This is a genomic window from Nitratireductor lacus, from assembly GCF_056431025.1.
In genome coordinates, this window is the sequence record NZ_JBWKMB010000004.1 from 217,826 (window position 1) to 235,014 (window position 17,189).

Here is a 17,189-nt window from a genome sequence, read left to right on the forward strand (position 1 = left end):
AGTGAATCGGACCAGCTGCCCAGTGATTTCACCAATGATTTCAAATGAACGCGGCGACGGACGGTTGTTTTTTTCACAAACCTACCGCAGCGCAGCATAAAATCCGCTTGCCGGACGGCACCTCATCCATAGAATCCGGCGGGTAAATAAGCAGAGGAGGCTTTGCCATGGGACTGACACGGCCTGTGAATGCACTGATCATTTGCGCGGCATTCGTGTTCATCGGCGCCCTGGTGATGGGCGTTTTGCCGTAAACGCATGACCGGAGCAGCCACCTCAAAGGCAGCGGATCCGGAATTTGTTAATACGATACAAGAAAGGGCCGGTCGATCCGGCCCTTTATTTTATGCGGCGGCAGGTTGTTCGAGGCCCTTGCTGGGACGCGGACGAATGCCGATCATGTGGCAGACCGCATAGACGAGATCGGCCCGATTCATCGTGTAGAAGTGGAAATCATCGATCCCGCGTTCCATGAGATCGAGCACCTGCTCGGCAGCGACGGCCGAAGCCACAAGCGCATGAATCTGCGGCTCGTCTTCCAGCCCCTCGAAACGTTCGGCCAGCCAGCCGGGAACACTGGCGCCACACCGCCCGGCGAAATTGGCAACCTGTGTGAAATTGTGCACCGGCAGGATGCCCGGCACGATGGGAATGTAGATGCCCGCGCGCCGCGCACGCTCGACATAGCGCTCATAGTGATCGTTGTCGAAGAAGAACTGGGTGATGGCGCGCGTCGCCCCGTTGTCGACCTTGCGTTTGAGCATGTCTATATCGGTGGCGAAGTCCGGGCTTTCGGGATGCTTCTCGGGATAGGCCGATACCGAAATGTCGAAATCGCCCTGACGCTTCATCGCCCCCACCAACTCAGCGCCATTGGCGTAGCCGTCGGGATGCGGGCGGTATGCTGCTCCGACGCCGGCGCTCGGATCGCCGCGCAGCGCCACGAAGCGCTTTACGCCCATATCGACAAACTCGCCCACCACCTGGTCGACATCCTCACGCGAAGCATCGACACAGGTCATGTGTGCGGCCGGCGTAAGGCTGGTCTCGTCGAGAATGCGCCTGACCGTGCGGGCCGTGCGCTCACGCGTCGAGCCACCCGCGCCGTAGGTGACGGAGACAAAGGACGGGGCCAGGGGTTCCAGACGCTGTACCGTCTCCCAGAGCCGGGCCTCCATCGCGTCCGTCTTCGGCGGAAAGAACTCGAACGACACACGGAGCTTGCCGGCCACATCGGGCTGGCGGGAAAAACGCTGTTGCGGCATCAAGCCGTCTCCTTTTGGGCAAATGACGGCACTATACCGTCGGCAATCTGCATGCGCCGGTCACGGGCGAGCCAGAGCTTGACCGTCAGGCCCTCTCCAGCCTCGCCCCGTGGCGCAAATTCCAGTGTTTCGGTAAGGTCTAGCTCGGCCTCTTCAAGCCACTCGGCAATCTGGCTGTCGGCCAGCCCGAGCCGCATATGGGCATGTTCCTCTCTAAGGAACTCGTGCTCATGGGGCGCGAAATCGACAATCACAAGACGCCCACCCGGTCGGAGCAGCCGGGCGGCCTCTCGAATGGCCACAGCTGGTCTGTCGATGTAATGCAGCACCTGGTGGATGGTCACCAGATCATGCGCATCGCGCTCAAGTTGTGGGGCGGAAATGTCGCCAAGGCGCACCTGCGCGTTGGCGATGCCGGCCCGGTCGAGATTTGCCCGCGCCACCGCAAGCATCTCGCGCGAGAGATCGATGCCGACCCCGCGCTGATAGAGCGGCGCAAAGAGTTCCAGCATACGGCCCGTGCCGGTGCCGAGATCGACCATGGACTGGAACGGCCGCACGCCGATGAGTTTCAAAAGCTCTTCCTCCACGGCCTTGTCGGGCACGTGGAGCGAGCGAATCTGATCCCAGCTCGCCGCATTCTGCGAAAAATACTCCGCCGCCCTCTCCTCACGGCGGCGCTTGATGGCACCGAGACGCTCCAGATCGCGCTCGATGACGGCATCCGCCAGGTCGAGCCGGCCAACGACACCATCGACGAATTCACGCGCCGCATCGGCATCCGACAGGCGGAAATAGGCCCATGACCCTTCCTGATAGCGGACGATGAGCTGCGCCTCGAGCAACAGCTTCAGATGACGGGAAACGCGCGGCTGCGACTGGCCGAGAATCTCTGTCAGGTCGGTCACGGTCAGATCGCCCTGCGACAGAAGCGCAAGGATACGCAGGCGACTGGTTTCAGCCGCCGCCTTCAACGTGTCGACCATCTGGTCGAGATGGATTGCCGGACGCATGAGCATGCGCTTCTCCCAATACATATAAAGATATGTTTATATCGTTTGAGCTTGCTTGGCAAGGCAGTGCAGTTCACACTGCACAGCGTGCGGCAATGCGGGCCGCGCACAGGAAGAAGAGAGTTTTCAGGGACATGAAGCGGGCATCAACCGGGCGGCGCAAAGCGGTCGACAAGGCGCTGACGCTGCTGATTCCCTGGGCGCCGATGGCGGATACCGAGGCGATCCGCGACAAGGTGGACGACCGCAAGCTGCGCACGCTGCCTCCTGCCATCGCCGTGTGGCTGGCAACCGTGACGCATGTGCGCCATGAGCACACGGATTACGACGCGATGCTGGAAGACGGTTACGACCGGGATGCGGCGCGGCATTTCGTGGTAGACGACATCAATGCCGTCCTGACGCGCTGGCGCGCCACGCGGCTGCTCGATCCGGCGGAAGAAGACGGCATGGAAGCCCGGCAGGACTGAACCTGCCGGCGGGCAGCCATGCCCTGCATCACATCATACGCAGGAGCGCGCCGCCGATGGAGTAGCCGGCGCCGAAGGCGCAGAGCAGCCCATGCTCGCCAGTCTTCATGTCACGGTGCGTTTCCTCTAGCGCGACGATCGCGCCAGCGGCTGCCGTGTTGCCCAGACGGTCGAGCACGGTGGGCGCACGGTCCTGCCCCACCTCGCCACCGAAGGCGAGCTTGAGGATCATGGCGTTCATGCGGGCATTCGCCTGATGCAGCCAGAAGCGGCGCATCGTGTGTGGCGTGTGCCCGTGTTCGGCGAGAAAGTCGACAATGAACTTGTGACCGGCGATGGTCACATCCTTAAAAACCTTGTTGCCGTTTTGCTTGATGAGATTGCCTTCCATGGCGAGGTAGGACGGATCGTCCTGCGCCAGGCGGCTCATGAAACCGAAATTGGTGCGGATGTTGTTGGAAAACTGGGTCCAGCTGCGCGTGTCGACGATCTCGAAGCGGCCGGGACGCTCTTCGCTGGCGCCCAGCGCCTCGATGAGGACGGCCACGGAGGCGTCACCGAAGATGAAGTGGGTCTGCCGGTCGCGGAAATTCAGATGCGCGGTGATGAGCTCCGGCGTGACGACGAGAACACGGCGATGCGCGCCGGAGCGCACAAGGTTGGTGGCCACATGAAGGCCGGCGAGCGCCGAGGAGCAGCCAAGCCCCATGTCGAAGCCTGCACCGCTGGTGCCGAGCGCCTTCTGGATCTCGATGGCGATAGCCGGATAGGGCCGCTGATGATGTGCGGAAGCACAGATGACGAGATCGACATCGCGCGCCTCGACACCGGCATGGGCGAGCGCCTTTCTGGCTGCGGCAGCGCCGAACTCGGCCATGACGGAAAGCTCGTCGTCGGCCCGGGCAGGAATGTTGGGCGCCATGCGCGCGGGATCGAGAATGCCGTCACGCTCATAGACATGACGCTGCCTGATGCCAGATGCATTTTCGATGAACTCCGCATCGGATTTCGCCAGCGGCGGCAACCCCCTCGCCCCGCGCTTAGGGTTTTCCGCATCGACCCACGCGTTGAAGCTGTCGACCAGCTCTTCATTGGAAATGGATGCCTCGGGGATCTCGACACCAATCCCGCCAACGCAGACCCGCGTCATGGCGTTGGAGTGATGCGGTGCGAAATCTGAAGCCTTTGGCTCGCCGGTGCGCAGCATGGTCCGTGCCTGTGTGTATCGGAGTTTAAACGCCTTTAATTCTCCAATCGTGGTTTATGTGAGATCAAGCGTGTGTCAAGGTCGTGACCCTATTCAGCGCTGTCACACTCAATAACATTGGTCCGACTTCAGAGACCCCTTTTCACTTGGAGCCTACCAAGTTGCTCCACCGTGTGAACCAAGGCCGAGCATTGACACGAAAGAAATGTTCTGCTTTTGTTCAAAGTAACAATACAAGCGACGGATGAAATCGATGGCTTGGCTGCGAAACAAGTACGAGTGCGACAAATGCGGATGCGGCTGGGAAGGTGAATGGTCCTGCGCCTGTGATGACGACTGTCCACAATGTGGAGCCCAGCAGATTGCAGCAGTCGATTCTCAAGACCTAAGCGTGATTGTTGAAGAAACGCCCGATAGAAACTTTTCCGTATCATTCTCCCCAGCCAGTGCGCAGCACAGCCCTGACTACATAAGAATATACCCAATCCACGACAAAGATCGGGCAGCCATGCTCGCTCAAAAAGCACATTCCCTCTGCAACCCAACGGTGCGGGGTCAGCGCAACGGGTGGCTGGCCGATGTACGTGATTGCGTGCTGGATTTGGAGAAAAGCACTTTCACACTTGATGAAGTTTATCAATATGAGCGGCAGCTATCATCGCTCTATCCAGACAATCGCTTTGTGCGAGAGAAAATTCGACAGCAACTCCAGATGCTACGCGACCTGAATCTTTTGTCCTTTATGGATTCAGGTCGCTATAGCCTCTTAGTATAGCCGCTACCGCGTCAGTCGCTTGTAGGTCACCCGCTTCGGATTGACGCTGTCGGGGCCGAGGCGGCGGATCTTGTCCTGCTCGTAATCCTCGAAGTTTCCTTCGAACCATTCCACATGGCTGTCGCCCTCGAAGGCGAGAATGTGCGTGGCCAGGCGGTCGAGAAACATGCGGTCATGCGAGATGATAACGGCGCAGCCGGCGAAGTTTTCCAGCGCGTCTTCGAGAGCCGCCAGCGTCTCGGTGTCGAGGTCGTTGGTCGGTTCGTCGAGCAGGAGCACATTGCCGCCTTCCTTGAGCAGCTTGGCCATGTGAACGCGGTTGCGCTGACCGCCGGAGAGCGATCCGACCTTCTGCTGCTGGTCGCCGCCCTTGAAGTTGAAGGACGAGCAATAGGCGCGGCTGTTCACCTCGTGGGCGCCGAGCTTGATGATGTCGTTGCCGCCGGAAATCTCTTCCCAGACCGTCTTGTCGGGGTTAAGCGAATCGCGGCTCTGGTCGACATAGCCGAGCTTGACGGTTTCACCGACACGGATTTCGCCGGCATCGGGCTTTTCCTGACCCGTGATCATGCGGAACAGCGTGGTCTTGCCCGCGCCGTTGGCGCCGATCACGCCGACAATGCCGCCGGGCGGCAGCTTGAAGTCGAGACCGTCGATCAGGAGGCGGTCGCCATAGCCCTTGGAGAGGCCTTCGGCCTCGATGACCACATTGCCGAGCCGCTCGCCGGCCGGAATGATGATCTGCGCATCGCCGGGCCGCCGGTCGGCGGCCGACTGAACCAGTTCGTCATAGGCGCGGATACGGGCCTTCGACTTGGCCTGGCGGGCCTTGGGGCTGGCCGCCATCCACTCGCGCTCGCGCGCAAGTGCCTTCTGGCGTGAAGCCTCTTCGCGACCTTCCTGCGCCATGCGCTTGGCCTTGGCTTCCAGATAGGCCGTGTAGTTGCCTTCATAGGGAATGCCGCGACCGCGGTCGAGCTCGAGAATCCAGCCGGTGACGTTGTCGAGGAAGTAGCGGTCGTGGGTGATGATCATCACGGCGCCGGGATATTCGCGCAGATGCTTTTCAAGCCACGCCGTCGTTTCGGCGTCGAGGTGGTTGGTCGGTTCGTCGAGAAGAAGCAGGTCGGGCTGGCGCAGCAAAAGCTGGCACAGCGCAACGCGGCGCTTTTCACCACCCGACAGATGGTCGATGGAGGCATCGCCCGGCGGGCAGCGCAGCGCCTCCATGGCCATTTCCACCTGACTTTCCAGATCCCAGAGGTTCTGGCTGTCGATCTGATCCTGAAGCTGGGAAGCCTCCTCCGCCGTCTCGTCGGAATAGTTCATCATCAGCTCGTTGTAGCGGTCGAGGATCGCCTTCTTGGCGGCGACGCCCTCCATCACATTGCCCATCACGTCAAGGGCCGGATCGAGCTGTGGCTCCTGGGGAAGGTACCCGCAGGTCGCGCCGTCGGCGAGCCATGCCTCGCCCGTAAATTCCTTGTCGAGGCCGGCCATGATCCTGAGCACGGTCGATTTACCCGCGCCGTTGGGGCCGAGAATGCCGATCTTGGCATCCGGATAGAAGGACAGGTGAACGTTCTCCAGAACCTTCTTGGAGCCATAGGCCTTGCTGAGGCCGGACATGTGGTAGATGAATTGGCGTGCCATGTGGCTCGTCGCGCTCCGTCTCACTCGAATTGGGGGGAACCTGTTGCGCAGCGTATGTAGGCCAAACGAAGCGGCGGGGCAATCCGCAGCACGGAGGGAAGATGGGCTTCGATGCTGAAACCCGGCTCGCAACGCCAGCCGGCTCTGATCTGCGCCTTTTCACGCGCCGGGCGAGCAGAAAGGTGCGCGCTGCGGTTCAGATCAATCATGGTGTTGCAGAGCATGCGGCCCGCTATGCCGGTTTTGCGGATTTTCTGTCTGAAAACGGTTTCGATGTCTATGCGCATGACCATCGCGGCCATGGAGCGACCACGGCGCCGGGGGCTCCGCTCGGCCATATCGGCCCAAAGGCGACCGCCGGAACGCTTCTGAAGGACGTGGAAGCCGTCCACAGACACATTGCTCAGGAGCGTGCCGGCCTCCCGATCATCATTTTCGGCCACTCCATGGGCGCCATGATCGCGCTCAACTACGCGCTGCGCAACGGACACCGCCTTGCAGGCGCGGCGATCTGGAATGCGCCGCTGGCAACGCGGACGGAGGCGCTGGCCGGCAAGGCCGTGCTCGCGTGGGAGCGTTTCCGCCTGGGTTCCGATGTGCCCTCGCGGCTCTTGCCGAAACTCACCTTCGCTGCCTGGGCGCGTGCCTTTCCCGACCGGCGCACCGATGCCGACTGGCTGTCGCGGGATGAGAGCGAAGTGGACAAATATATCGCAGACCCCCTCTCCGGCTGGGAGGCGTCCGTCGGCCTCTGGACCGCGCTCTTCGATCTCAGCCTGAAGGCAGCCGACAGTGCGGCACTGGAGGCCGCCCGCAAGACATTGCCCTTCATGCTTGTCGGCGGCAGCGAGGACCCCTCCACCAAAGGAGGAAAGATCGTGCGCAAGCTCGAAAGCCGACTGCGGGAGAGTGGCTTTTCGAATCTGGAAACAACGATCTACGACGGTTTCCGACACGAATCTCTCAATGAACTCGGCCGGGAAAAGGCGATGGAGGACTTTGCCCGCTGGGCCGGAAAATTCATCAATTAATGCCAAAATAATGCGTTCTGCGCATCTGGAAGCAGACCCAGCCGTTTGCTACCTCAAAACGGCATGAATTTTGGAGGGCTGCCGGCGATCATGAACAACCCACCCCTGAAGGGCGTCCGCGTCATTGAACTGGCGCGCATTCTGGCCGGCCCCTGGGCGGGCCAGGTTCTGGCCGATCTGGGCGCCGATGTCATCAAGGTCGAAAACCCCAATGGCGGCGACGACACCCGCAAATGGGGTCCGCCCTTCGTGGAAGGTGCCGATGGCGAGAACCTTTCGGCCGCCTATTACCATTCGTGCAACCGGGGCAAGCGCTCGATCGCGCTCGACTTCTCGAAGCCGGAAGAAGCCGAGAAGCTGAAAAAGCTGATCGCCACCACCGACGTTCTGATCGAGAACTTCAAGCTGGGTGGTCTCAAAAAATACGGGCTCGACTATGAGAGCCTGAAAGCCATCAACCCGCGCCTCGTCTATTGCTCCATCACCGGCTTTGGTCAGACCGGCCCCTATGCGCCGCGCGCGGGCTACGACTTCATCATTCAGGGCATGTCGGGCCTGATGTCCATCACCGGCGCGCCGGGCGGCGAGCCGCAGAAGGTGGGCGTGGCGGTGAGCGACATCTTCACCGGGCTCTACTCGGTGATCGCCATTCAGGCCGCGCTGCGCCATGCGGAGGCGACCGGCCAGGGCCAGCATATCGACATGGCGCTGCTCGACAGCCAGGTGGCGGTGCTCGCCAACCAGAATATGAACTACCTCATCTCCGGCAACAGCCCGGTGCAGATGGGCAATGCCCATATGAACATTGCGCCCTATGAGGTGCTGCCGGTGAAGGACGGGCACATCATCCTCGCCGTGGGCAATGACGGCCAGTTCCAGCGCTTCTGCAAGATCGTCGGCCTTGACGATCTGCCGGCAGACGAACGTTTTGCCACCAACCCGGCGCGCGTGGCCAACCGCGCAGCGCTGCGTGAGCGCATCGTCGCCACGCTGGCGGGCTGGGAAAAGGCGGAGCTTCTGGGCAAGTTCGACGCCAATGCGGTGCCGGCAAGCCCGATTAACACGATTGAGGAGATGTTCGATGATCCGCAGGTGAAGGCGCGCGGCATGCAGCTTTCCCTCGATGACGGACACGGCACGGCGCTGCCTTCGGTGCGTGCGCCCATCGCCCTTTCGGAAACCCCGCTTTCCTATGAACGGCCAAGCCCCCGGCTTGGTGAACACACGGCAGAGATCCTGCGCGAAATCGGAGACGACAGCGAATGAAGACCGGCGGCCAGCTTATCGTCGACAGCCTTGAAGCCAATGGCGTCGACCGCATTTTCAGCGTGCCGGGCGAAAGCTACCTGGCGGTGCTCGACGCGCTTCACGATTCAAAGATCCGCAACATTGTCTGCCGCCAGGAAGGCGGCGCGGCGATGATGGCGGACTGCCACGGACGGCTGACCGGCCAGCCCGGCATCTGCTTCGTCACGCGCGGCCCCGGCGCGACCAACGCATCGCCCGGCGTACACATCGCCATGCAGGATTCCACGCCGATGATCCTGTTCATCGGGCAGGTTGCGAGCCATGCCCGCGAACGCGAGGCGTTTCAGGAAGTGGATTACCGAGCCTTTTTCGGCCCCATCGCCAAATGGGCGACCGAGATCGACGATGCGGCGCGGATTCCCGAAATCCTGACGCGCGCCTTTTCGGTCGCGACCTCCGGCCGCCCCGGTCCGGTGGTGATTTCGCTTCCCGAGGACATGCTGACCAGCCTTGTGGATGCGCCCGCAGCACGGGCAGCCACGCCGGTCGAAACGCGACCGGGCGCAGCCGAGATGGAAGAGCTTGCCGCTCTCCTGAAGAACGCCAAACGGCCCTTCGTCATTCTTGGCGGTTCGCGCTGGAACGAGAAGGCCGTGGCCGATTTCCAGAAGGCGGCGGAAGCATGGTCCCTGCCCGTTGGCTGCTCGTTCCGTCGGCAGATGCTGTTCGATCACCTGCACCCCTCTTATGCCGGCGATGTGGGCATCGGCCCCAATCCGAAGCTCGCAGCCGCGGTCAAGGATGCCGATCTGGTGCTGCTCGTCGGCGGCCGGTTCAGCGAGATGCCGTCCTCCGACTACTCGCTCATGAAGAGCCCCTATCCCGACCAGAAGCTGGTGCATGTGCACGCCGACGCCAATGAACTTGGCCGCGTCTATCGCCCCACGCTTGCCATCAACGCCTCGTCGGCAGCCTTCACCGAGGCGTTTGCCGGGCTCGCGCCCGGTGACACGCCATGGGCAGAAGAGACCGCGCGCCTGCATCAGGCCTATCTCGACTGGTCGACCCCGCCAAAGACCGGCCCCGGCGCGGTGCAGATGGGTCCGATCATGGCGTATCTGGAAAGCGTTCTGCCGGAGGATGCGATCTTCACCAATGGCGCCGGCAATTACGCCACCTGGGTGCATCGTTTCCACCGGTTCCGCCGTTTCGCCACGCAGGGCGCGCCGACCTCGGGCTCGATGGGCTATGGAACGCCGGCAGCCGTGGCCGCCAAGGCGCTCTTCCCCGAGCGGCCCGTTCTGGCATTTGCCGGCGATGGCTGCTTCATGATGAACGGCCAGGAATTCGCCACCGCCGTGCAGGAGAACCTGCCGATCATCGTGGTGGTGGTGAACAACGGCATTTTCGGCACGATCCGCATGCATCAGGAGCGCGAATATCCCGGCCGCGTTTCCGGCACCTCGATCAACAACCCCGATTTCGCAGCGCTTGCCCGCGCCTATGGCGGGCATGGCGAGACGGTGGAAAAGACCGAGGACTTTGCAGGAGCCTTCGAGCGCGCGCAGGCGAGCGGGAAAGCGGCGCTGATCGAAATCCGGCTCGACCCGGAAGCCATCACGCCGGCAAAGACGCTCACGGATATTCGCGAGAAGCGCTGAGGTTGATTTGTGCTGCGGCGTGAGCCTGTGGCACCGGCAGCCCGTGCCTTCTCCCCCGCCCTTCGACAAGCTCAGGATGAGGGAGAAGGCAGATCAGCCGTTGTGGCTTCGAACGGGCGAGACTGTAAGCAGGTTTCTGCATAGAGCGCGAAACGGGCTGGAAGATTGCTCAGCCTGTTTGAAGCCATTCGTAATCTAAGAGCCGCTCTCAGCAAAGCTCATCCACCAACACAACCCTCACCAACACAGCCCTCACCAACACAGCCTTCATCCTGAGCTTGTCGAAGGGCGGGGGGCGGCATGGCGCGTGCAGCGTAAAATCAATAAGAGCAGGCGCTTGCCCCTCATCCCCCTGCCGGGACCTTCTCCCCGCTTGCGGGGAGAAGGAGTGCGTCATTAGGCGGCGTCGAAATCGAGGACCAGTTTCTTCGCCGTGGGGCGGGTCTGGCAGGCGAGTGTGAAGCCGGCTTCCACTTCCCAGGGTTCGAGCGAGAAGTTCACGGCCATCTCCGATTGTCCCTCCACAACGCGGCAGCGGCAGGTGCAGCACATGCCGCCGGCGCAGGAGTAAGGCAGCTCGATGCCGGCCTTGTGGGCAGCGTCGAGCACGGTGCCATCGGCATCCTGCATGGAGAAGCTGCGGCGCACCCCATCGACAACGACCTCAATGGCAACACCATCCTGAACCGCTTCGCGTGCGGCCTTCGATGCCTTGCGGGGCGCCGGCGCCTCGCCAGAAGGCGTGAAGCGCTCGAAGCGGATGCGGTCACGCTCGACACCCATTGCATGAAGCGCGCCGGAAACCGCATCGATCATCTCCCCCGGACCGCAAAGGAATACCCCATCCATGGCGGCGGGCTCGATGAGACCGCCGGTGGCCAGCTCGCCAACACGCTCAGCATCGATACGACCGTTTAGAAGCTCCACATCCTGCGTTTCGCGCGACAGGAGGTGGATCAGCGTGAAGCGGCCCATAAAGCGGTCCTTGAGGTCGTTCAGTTCCTCAAGGAACATGATCGTCTCGGTGGAGCGGTTGCCATAGACCAGCGTGATGGTGCTCTCGGGCTCGTGGGCGAGAACCGTGCGGGCGATGGAGAGCATCGGCGTGATGCCGGAGCCGGCGGCAAACAGAAGGTAATCGTGGCGCTCACCCTTCAGCGCGGTGAAGCGGCCCTGCGGCGGCATCACGCGGATCGTGTCACCCACCGACAGGACGTCGTTGACGAAGGTGGAGAAGCGGCCATCGGCCACCTTCTTCACGCCGACGCGCAGATACGGATCGCCGGGCGCGGAGCAGATGGAATAGGACCGGCGCGCCTCCGTGCCGTCGATATCGGTGGCGAGCGTCAGATACTGGCCGGGCGTGAAGGCAAAAGCCTCGGCCTGATCGGCCGGGATCTCAAAGGCGATCGCCACGGCTTCGGGGGTCTGGCGCTCGATGGAGGCCACTTTCAGATCGTGAAAACGCGGGGCCATGGTCACCTCGGTCTGGGGTCGGTCAGATACATTTGAAATAGTCGAAAGGCTCGTGGCAGGTCTGGCAGCGGTAAAGCGCCTTGCAGGCCGTGGAGCCGAACTCGGAAATGCGCGCGGTCTCGAGCGAGCCGCAGCGCGGGCACGCCACCTCCGTCTCGCCGAACAGGGCGCGGATGGAATTGGACGCATTCGCCGGTGGCGCAATGCCATAGGCGCGCAGTTTTTCACGCCCCTCTGCCGTGATCCAGTCCGTCGTCCATGCGGGCGAAATGACCCGTTCGATGCGCGGTTCGAAACCTGCCTCGCGCAGCGCCGTCTCCACCGCGAGCTCGATGGCGAGCACCGCCGGGCAGCCCGTATAGGTGGGCGTGACGCGGGCGACGGCGACGTCACCCTCCATCTCGACACCGCGCAGGATGCCGAGATCGGCAATGGTGACGGCGGGGATTTCCGGATCGACCACGGCGGCAGCGGCGCGATAGGCGCGCTCGGCCTGAGAAAGGTGGCTCTGCCCCTCACCGGCCTGCCGGGCGCTCTGCCCCGCAGACTGAGGAAAAGAGGCATTCACCACCGTGTTGCCCATCACCAGGTCATCCCCGGATAGGTGCGCTGCATGTATTGCAGCTCGGCGAGCAGGAAACCCAATGCCTCGCCGTGACGACCCTGACGGCCACCGGTCTGGCCATAGGGCGTTTCCACCCATTCAAGGCCAGCTTCGGCAAAGACCGGGCCGACAATGGCATCAAAAGCCGACCGCAGGGTGGACGGGTCGGGCGCGATGCCGGCCTCTGCCATGGCACGGGTGACTTCGTCGCTCTCGAACAGCTCGTCCACATAGGGCGCGAGCGCCTCGACCGCCGCCTTCATGCGGCGGGTGCTTTCTTCCGTGCCATCGCCAAGGCGCACCACCCATTCGCCGGCATGGCGGATGTGATAGGCGACTTCCTTCTCGGCCTTGGCGGCGATGCCGGCCAGACGCTCGTCGGTCGACGTCATCATGGCCTGCCAGAGCGGCTGCATAAAGGCAGCGAAATAGAACTGGCGCAGCATGGTGTGTGCGAAATCGCCGTTCTGGCGCTCGGCCATCAGACAGTTCACATACTCACGCTCACGACGCATATAGGCCAGCTGATCCTCGTCGCGGCCCTTGCCATCGACCTCGCCGGCATACTGGTAGAGCGAGCGCGCCTGGCCGATGAGATCGAGCGCCATGTTGGGCATGGCGAGATCCTCTTCCAGCATGGGCGCGTGCCCACACCACTCCGAAAGCCGGTGGCCGAGAACCAGATGATCGTCGGCAAGCCGCAACAGGAGCGCCGTCAACGTTTCACGAGAGAGGGAAGACGCGGGAGCCATCACATGTGCCCCACATCTTCGGGAATGTCGTAGAAGGTCGGGTGACGGTAGACCTTGGAAAGCGCGGGCTCGAAATTCTCGTCCTTGTTTTCCGGATCAGACGCGGTGATCGCCGAGGATGGTACCACCCAGATGGAGGTGCCCTCGCCGCGGCGCGTATAGACATCGCGCGCGGCCTGAAGCGCCATCACCTCGTCGGCGGCATGCACCGAGCCGCAATGCTTGTGCGCCAGCCCGTTGCGTGGACGAATGAAAACTTCCCAAAGGGGGATCTGGTTTTTCGTCATGTCACTTACTCCGCCGCCATTTTCGCCGCCTCGCGGCGGGCTTTGCGTTTCTCCGCATGGGCAAGGGCCGCCTCGCGCACCCATGCACCATCGTCCCAGGCTTTCCGCCGCGACGCGATGCGCTCGCGATTCATGGGGCCATGTCCCTTCACCACCCGCCAGAACTCGTCCCAGTCGATGGCACCGAAATCGTAGCCGCCCTTCTCCTCGTTCCATTTCAGATCGGGATCGGGGAAGGTCAGGCCGATGAACTCGCCCTGCGGCACCGTCGCATCGACGAATTTCTGTCTGAGCTCGTCATTGGTGAAGCGCTTGATCTTCCACTTCATGGACTGGTCGCTGTGCTGGCTGTCGCTGTCGGAAGGACCGAACATCATGAGCGAGGGCCACCACCAGCGGTTCAGCGCATCCTGCGCCATCTCCTTCTGCTCGGGCGTGCCGCGCGCAAGCGTCATCATGATCTCGTAGCCCTGACGCTGGTGAAAGCTCTCTTCCTTGCACACGCGGATCATGGCGCGCGCATAGGGGCCATAGGAACAGCGGCAGAGCGGGATCTGGTTCATGATGGCCGCGCCATCCACCAGCCAGCCAATCGCGCCGATGTCGGCCCAGGTCTGCGTCGGGTAGTTGAAGATGGAGGAATACTTCGCCTTGCCGCTGAGAAGCTCCTCGGTCATCTCCTCGCGCGAGACGCCCAGCGTCTCGGCAGCGGAATAGAGATAAAGCCCGTGGCCGCCCTCATCCTGCACCTTGGCGAGCAGGGCCGCCTTGCGGCGCAGCGAAGGAGCGCGCGTGATCCAGTTGCCCTCCGGCAGCATGCCGACAATCTCGGAATGCGCGTGCTGGCCGATCTGGCGGACGAGCGTCTTGCGGTAGCCCTCCGGCATCGGGTCGTTGGGCTCGATTTTCTCTTCGGCGTCGATGCGCGCCTGGAACGCGGCGAGGAAAGCCTCGTCTTCGTTCGTATCGGTCTTAGCGCCGATAAGCCCTTGGCTATACATCGCTTGTCCTCCATGCTTGCGGCGGCTCAGGGCGGGGGAACAGGCCCCACAGAAAACATGTAACAAAAAAACTTGAAACCTGCAATATTTTGTAACGCTTTTTGGCGACGGGAGGAACGATGAGCGAAACGGCGATTGAAAAGGACGCGCTGACGGCCGCGCGCGACACGCTTGCAACGGTTTTCGCACCGTGGATTGCAGCGCTTGAAATCGAGGCGCTCGCAGCGGACGAGACTGGCGTGAACTTCCGCCTGCCGGAAAATCGGGACCTTGCGCATGCGGGCGGCGTGATCTGCGGGCAGGCAACGGCATCTGCGGCCGACACATGCGCGGTGGCGGCCCTTTCCGCCGCCAATGGCCGCTTCCGCACCTGCACGACGGTGGACATGACCACGCATTTCATTCGCCCACTGAAGCCCGGCCCCGTGGCGATCCGCGTCGAGGTACTGTCGAATGGACGGCGCATGGCCTATGTGCGGGTGGAAATGCGCGCCGAAGGCGACACACGCCTCGCCTTCACGGCAACCGGCGCCTATGCTTATCTTGACGGCTAAACTTCCGCAAAACCGTGTTTTATTTCGAGTGACAGATCAATCGGAATTAAAGTAGCCTGATCCGGCAATTCTTGCTGCAATTACGCTGTGGAGGAAAGTTATGATCAGATCACTTGAAGACTTCGATGAGTTTTGCGGGGACGACGAGAAACTTGATTCATCGCACCTTTCGATCCTCAGCAATGAGGAAATCTCCTTTTTCCGCCATTGCCTGGATTTTGATAAAAACGGCTTTGTTTCAAAGATCTATTTCGGGGATCTTGCGAAAGCCGGGCTCAATGATTTTCAGATCGCCGAGGTGGCCGCACTTTTCGGCATCGACGAAAAGCGCTTCAAACGCACCTATCACGCTTTTGGCGACGCGCAGGGCAACTGCGTGCGCAGGCTCTACTGGTGGTGCCCTTACTGACAGCCACGGGTGAACAGACGGAATGCGACAGCGGGCGGTCGGAGGCGCGCCCGCTATCTGCGTTCATAAACGCCTATTCCTTTTCCTTCCAGACCGCTTCCTGCCCGTAGAGCGGCACGGTGGAGATCGCCATCTTGGCCGAACCGTCCTGCACCTGACGGGCGTGGGAAAGATAGATCAGTGTGTCATTCTTCTCGTCATAGATGCGCTTGACGACGACGGACTTCCAGATCAGCGACTGGCGCTGCTTGAACACCTCCTCGCCATCTCCGCCAAGGTCGATGTCACCAATGACGATGGGACCGGTCTGCCGGCAGGAGATGGAGGAGTTGGACGGATCCTCGAACCAGTTGCCCTTTTGCAGCCGGTCGATCACGCCGCGGTCGAAATAGGTGACGTGACAGGTCACGCCCTCGACCTTGGGGTCGTGCACGGCCTCGATGATGATGTCGTTGCCGAGCCAGTCGACACCGATTTCGCCCACCTGCTCGGCGGATACGGGAGCGGCGATGAAAACGGATGCGATGAGTGATGCGGCAAGTGCCGGGAGGGAAAAACGCATGGCCTGTCTCGAACGGTTCAAACTCGGATGCCCCCAATATGGGGGCTGACCGGCGCGAATGGAATGCGCCCCGGGGTACGAACCTTGCTAGAGAGCGGCGACTATTTGCCGGACCGAATCATGTCGCGAATTTTCACCGCCTTTTCGAAATGATCCAGCGCGTGCGTTCTGATCCACCATTCCGCCGCTTCCATGAGAAGCTCGGGATCGTCATTTTTGTTGGCGAAGAAGGCATAGAAAGAGAGCCCGACGCCCTCACCCTTCTTCGCGATTTTCTCTTCGCAGATCGCGATGGCTTTCGCCCTGAGCGCTGGCCGCATGTGCGGTATCCTTCTGACCAGGATGGTGTTTTTTCTCTGCTGATCCAAGACGAAGGCTGCGCCCACTGGATTTGCTGAAGTTCAGTCTGGAACGAAGATCCCTTCATCGAGCGCCCAGAGGCACATCCCGGCATCGCCAGCTTGTGGATTATGCTTCGATGCCGCGATCCACTCCAGAAGCGCCCGCGCCTCCTGCGGCGCGATAGCGAGGGTCGCCTTGGCGGAGTTCAGACGCACCTGTATATTTCGATGTTTATAGAGTTCCATGATCAGCCGCCGCCGATCTCCTGGCCGCGCACGCAGTTCATTCTTAATCGACATCAGTTCGTCGAAGAGCTTGTTGAAACGGGAAATTTCATTTCCCAACAGTGCATGATCCTGTTCCACACCAATTTCAGCGGCACGCGCGATGAGACTGTCGTCTGACTGGTTTGCAAGACGAGCGGCTTTGGACTTCATTTCAGCACTCCAAACTTTCTCAGTGCATATCGCCCCATCAATTCGCGTTCCTCCCGGCGGCTTTCTACCTTCGCCCAAACCGTGGTCCATACATCAGAAATGAAAGTACATCCTTGGCATATACTTCCTGCGGAAGCGCCCTGGCATCAATGATGGATTGAACAATCTGAATGGCCTTATCCGGATAAAGAGGGTGGGCATGTTTGGCGGCGTTCAGCCGCACTTGAGGATTGTCGTGATCAAACAGTTCGATCAGCGCATGACGCTGATCACCGGGGCGCGCTTCCAGTTCTTCAACCAGCTTTTTGATTTTCATATAAGCCCGGTTGTAAGGCCGGGCCGGGCCCAGACTGCTGACAAACCCCTGGCATTTGCCGGGGGTTTTTGATTCACTGGGTCATGTTGAAGACACCGGCCCCCGAACAGACAGCGCTCGAGATGG

20 protein-coding genes are annotated in these 17,189 nt (G+C 61.4%); 7 read left to right on the forward strand and 13 right to left on the reverse strand.

Features of this window, described 5'->3' with window-relative positions; translation table 11 throughout:
- Positions 1–344: 344 nt before the first annotated feature.
- Positions 345–1,265: a methylenetetrahydrofolate reductase [NAD(P)H] gene (gene metF / locus AC07E3_RS05320; RefSeq protein ID WP_336067943.1), complete on the reverse strand. Its 921-nt coding sequence runs from the start codon at positions 1,263–1,265 to the stop codon at positions 345–347.
- The gene (locus AC07E3_RS05325; protein WP_478360519.1) at positions 1,265–2,284 is read right to left on the reverse strand and encodes an ArsR/SmtB family transcription factor; all 1,020 of its coding nucleotides are present in this window, start codon (positions 2,282–2,284) and stop codon (positions 1,265–1,267) included. Before AC07E3_RS05325 ends, metF begins: the two co-directional genes overlap by 1 nt.
- Before the next feature lie 128 nt (positions 2,285–2,412).
- On the opposite strand from AC07E3_RS05325, the gene AC07E3_RS05330 reads away from it, so the two are divergent.
- Complete coding sequence (locus AC07E3_RS05330; protein ID WP_336067938.1) at positions 2,413–2,748, forward strand: DUF2293 domain-containing protein; 336 nt, start codon at positions 2,413–2,415, stop codon at positions 2,746–2,748.
- Positions 2,749–2,776: 28 nt separating this feature from the next.
- Here AC07E3_RS05330 and AC07E3_RS05335 read toward each other — a convergent pair whose 3' ends face one another.
- Complete coding sequence (locus AC07E3_RS05335) at positions 2,777–3,898, reverse strand: beta-ketoacyl-ACP synthase III (protein ID WP_478360541.1); 1,122 nt, start codon at positions 3,896–3,898, stop codon at positions 2,777–2,779.
- A gap of 310 nt (positions 3,899–4,208) precedes the next feature.
- On the opposite strand from AC07E3_RS05335, the gene AC07E3_RS05340 reads away from it, so the two are divergent.
- Positions 4,209–4,730, forward strand: coding sequence for a hypothetical protein (locus AC07E3_RS05340; RefSeq protein WP_478360520.1), 522 nt, complete (start codon positions 4,209–4,211; stop codon positions 4,728–4,730).
- A gap of 3 nt (positions 4,731–4,733) precedes the next feature.
- Here AC07E3_RS05340 and ettA read toward each other — a convergent pair whose 3' ends face one another.
- Entirely contained in the window at positions 4,734–6,383 is a 1,650-nt protein-coding gene (ettA, locus tag AC07E3_RS05345) for an energy-dependent translational throttle protein EttA (protein WP_478360521.1), read from the reverse strand.
- A gap of 101 nt (positions 6,384–6,484) precedes the next feature.
- Between ettA and AC07E3_RS05350 the strand changes: the two genes are divergently transcribed.
- The 3 genes from AC07E3_RS05350 to AC07E3_RS05360 all read left to right on the forward strand — a co-directional run bounded on the left by AC07E3_RS05350 (position 6,485) and on the right by AC07E3_RS05360 (position 10,323).
- On the forward strand, positions 6,485–7,414 hold the full coding sequence (locus AC07E3_RS05350; RefSeq protein WP_478360522.1) for an alpha/beta fold hydrolase: 930 nt from the start codon (positions 6,485–6,487) through the stop codon (positions 7,412–7,414).
- 90 nt (positions 7,415–7,504) lie between these two features.
- A complete protein-coding gene (locus AC07E3_RS05355) occupies positions 7,505–8,680 on the forward strand; it encodes a CaiB/BaiF CoA transferase family protein (protein ID WP_478360523.1) in 1,176 nt (391 codons plus the stop codon).
- Complete coding sequence (locus AC07E3_RS05360) at positions 8,677–10,323, forward strand: thiamine pyrophosphate-binding protein (RefSeq protein WP_478360524.1); 1,647 nt, start codon at positions 8,677–8,679, stop codon at positions 10,321–10,323. Before AC07E3_RS05355 ends, AC07E3_RS05360 begins: the two co-directional genes overlap by 4 nt.
- A 396-nt stretch (positions 10,324–10,719) precedes the next feature.
- On the opposite strand, the gene paaE is transcribed toward AC07E3_RS05360, so the two are convergent.
- Genes paaE through paaA form a run of 5 tightly spaced genes read right to left on the reverse strand, consistent with a single transcriptional unit; the run spans position 10,720 to position 14,443 of the window.
- The gene (paaE, locus tag AC07E3_RS05365; RefSeq protein ID WP_478360525.1) at positions 10,720–11,799 is read right to left on the reverse strand and encodes a 1,2-phenylacetyl-CoA epoxidase subunit PaaE; all 1,080 of its coding nucleotides are present in this window, start codon (positions 11,797–11,799) and stop codon (positions 10,720–10,722) included.
- 22 nt (positions 11,800–11,821) lie between these two features.
- A complete protein-coding gene (paaD, locus tag AC07E3_RS05370) occupies positions 11,822–12,385 on the reverse strand; it encodes a 1,2-phenylacetyl-CoA epoxidase subunit PaaD (protein ID WP_336067920.1) in 564 nt (187 codons plus the stop codon).
- The gene (gene paaC / locus AC07E3_RS05375) at positions 12,382–13,155 is read right to left on the reverse strand and encodes a 1,2-phenylacetyl-CoA epoxidase subunit PaaC (RefSeq protein WP_478360526.1); all 774 of its coding nucleotides are present in this window, start codon (positions 13,153–13,155) and stop codon (positions 12,382–12,384) included. Before paaC ends, paaD begins: the two co-directional genes overlap by 4 nt.
- Positions 13,155–13,442, reverse strand: coding sequence for a 1,2-phenylacetyl-CoA epoxidase subunit PaaB (gene paaB / locus AC07E3_RS05380; protein ID WP_292896510.1), 288 nt, complete (start codon positions 13,440–13,442; stop codon positions 13,155–13,157). The genes paaC and paaB overlap by 1 nt, the downstream gene beginning before the upstream one ends.
- Positions 13,443–13,447: 5 nt before the next feature.
- The gene (gene paaA, locus AC07E3_RS05385; protein WP_478360527.1) at positions 13,448–14,443 is read right to left on the reverse strand and encodes a 1,2-phenylacetyl-CoA epoxidase subunit PaaA; all 996 of its coding nucleotides are present in this window, start codon (positions 14,441–14,443) and stop codon (positions 13,448–13,450) included.
- Between the two features lie 119 nt (positions 14,444–14,562).
- On the opposite strand from paaA, the gene AC07E3_RS05390 reads away from it, so the two are divergent.
- On the forward strand, positions 14,563–14,997 hold the full coding sequence (locus AC07E3_RS05390) for a PaaI family thioesterase (RefSeq protein WP_478360528.1): 435 nt from the start codon (positions 14,563–14,565) through the stop codon (positions 14,995–14,997).
- 100 nt (positions 14,998–15,097) lie between these two features.
- The gene (locus tag AC07E3_RS05395; RefSeq protein ID WP_065814920.1) at positions 15,098–15,406 is read left to right on the forward strand and encodes a hypothetical protein; all 309 of its coding nucleotides are present in this window, start codon (positions 15,098–15,100) and stop codon (positions 15,404–15,406) included.
- A 73-nt stretch (positions 15,407–15,479) separates the two neighbouring features.
- Here the strand turns inward: AC07E3_RS05395 and AC07E3_RS05400 are convergent, their stop codons facing one another.
- From AC07E3_RS05400 to AC07E3_RS05415, 4 genes are all read right to left on the reverse strand, one after another.
- Positions 15,480–15,968 carry a CreA family protein gene (locus tag AC07E3_RS05400; protein WP_478360529.1) on the reverse strand — a complete coding sequence of 163 codons (489 nt, stop codon included), beginning with the start codon at positions 15,966–15,968 and terminating at the stop codon, positions 15,480–15,482.
- 101 nt (positions 15,969–16,069) lie between these two features.
- Positions 16,070–16,288, reverse strand: coding sequence for a DUF6500 family protein (locus AC07E3_RS05405; RefSeq protein ID WP_065814918.1), 219 nt, complete (start codon positions 16,286–16,288; stop codon positions 16,070–16,072).
- Between the two features lie 81 nt (positions 16,289–16,369).
- Entirely contained in the window at positions 16,370–16,747 is a 378-nt protein-coding gene (locus tag AC07E3_RS05410) for a DUF2019 domain-containing protein (RefSeq protein ID WP_478360530.1), read from the reverse strand.
- Between the two features lie 64 nt (positions 16,748–16,811).
- Positions 16,812–17,096 (reverse strand): DUF2019 domain-containing protein, encoded by a 285-nt coding sequence (locus AC07E3_RS05415; RefSeq protein WP_478360542.1) that lies wholly within the window; start codon positions 17,094–17,096, stop codon positions 16,812–16,814.
- Positions 17,097–17,189 lie beyond the last annotated feature (93 nt).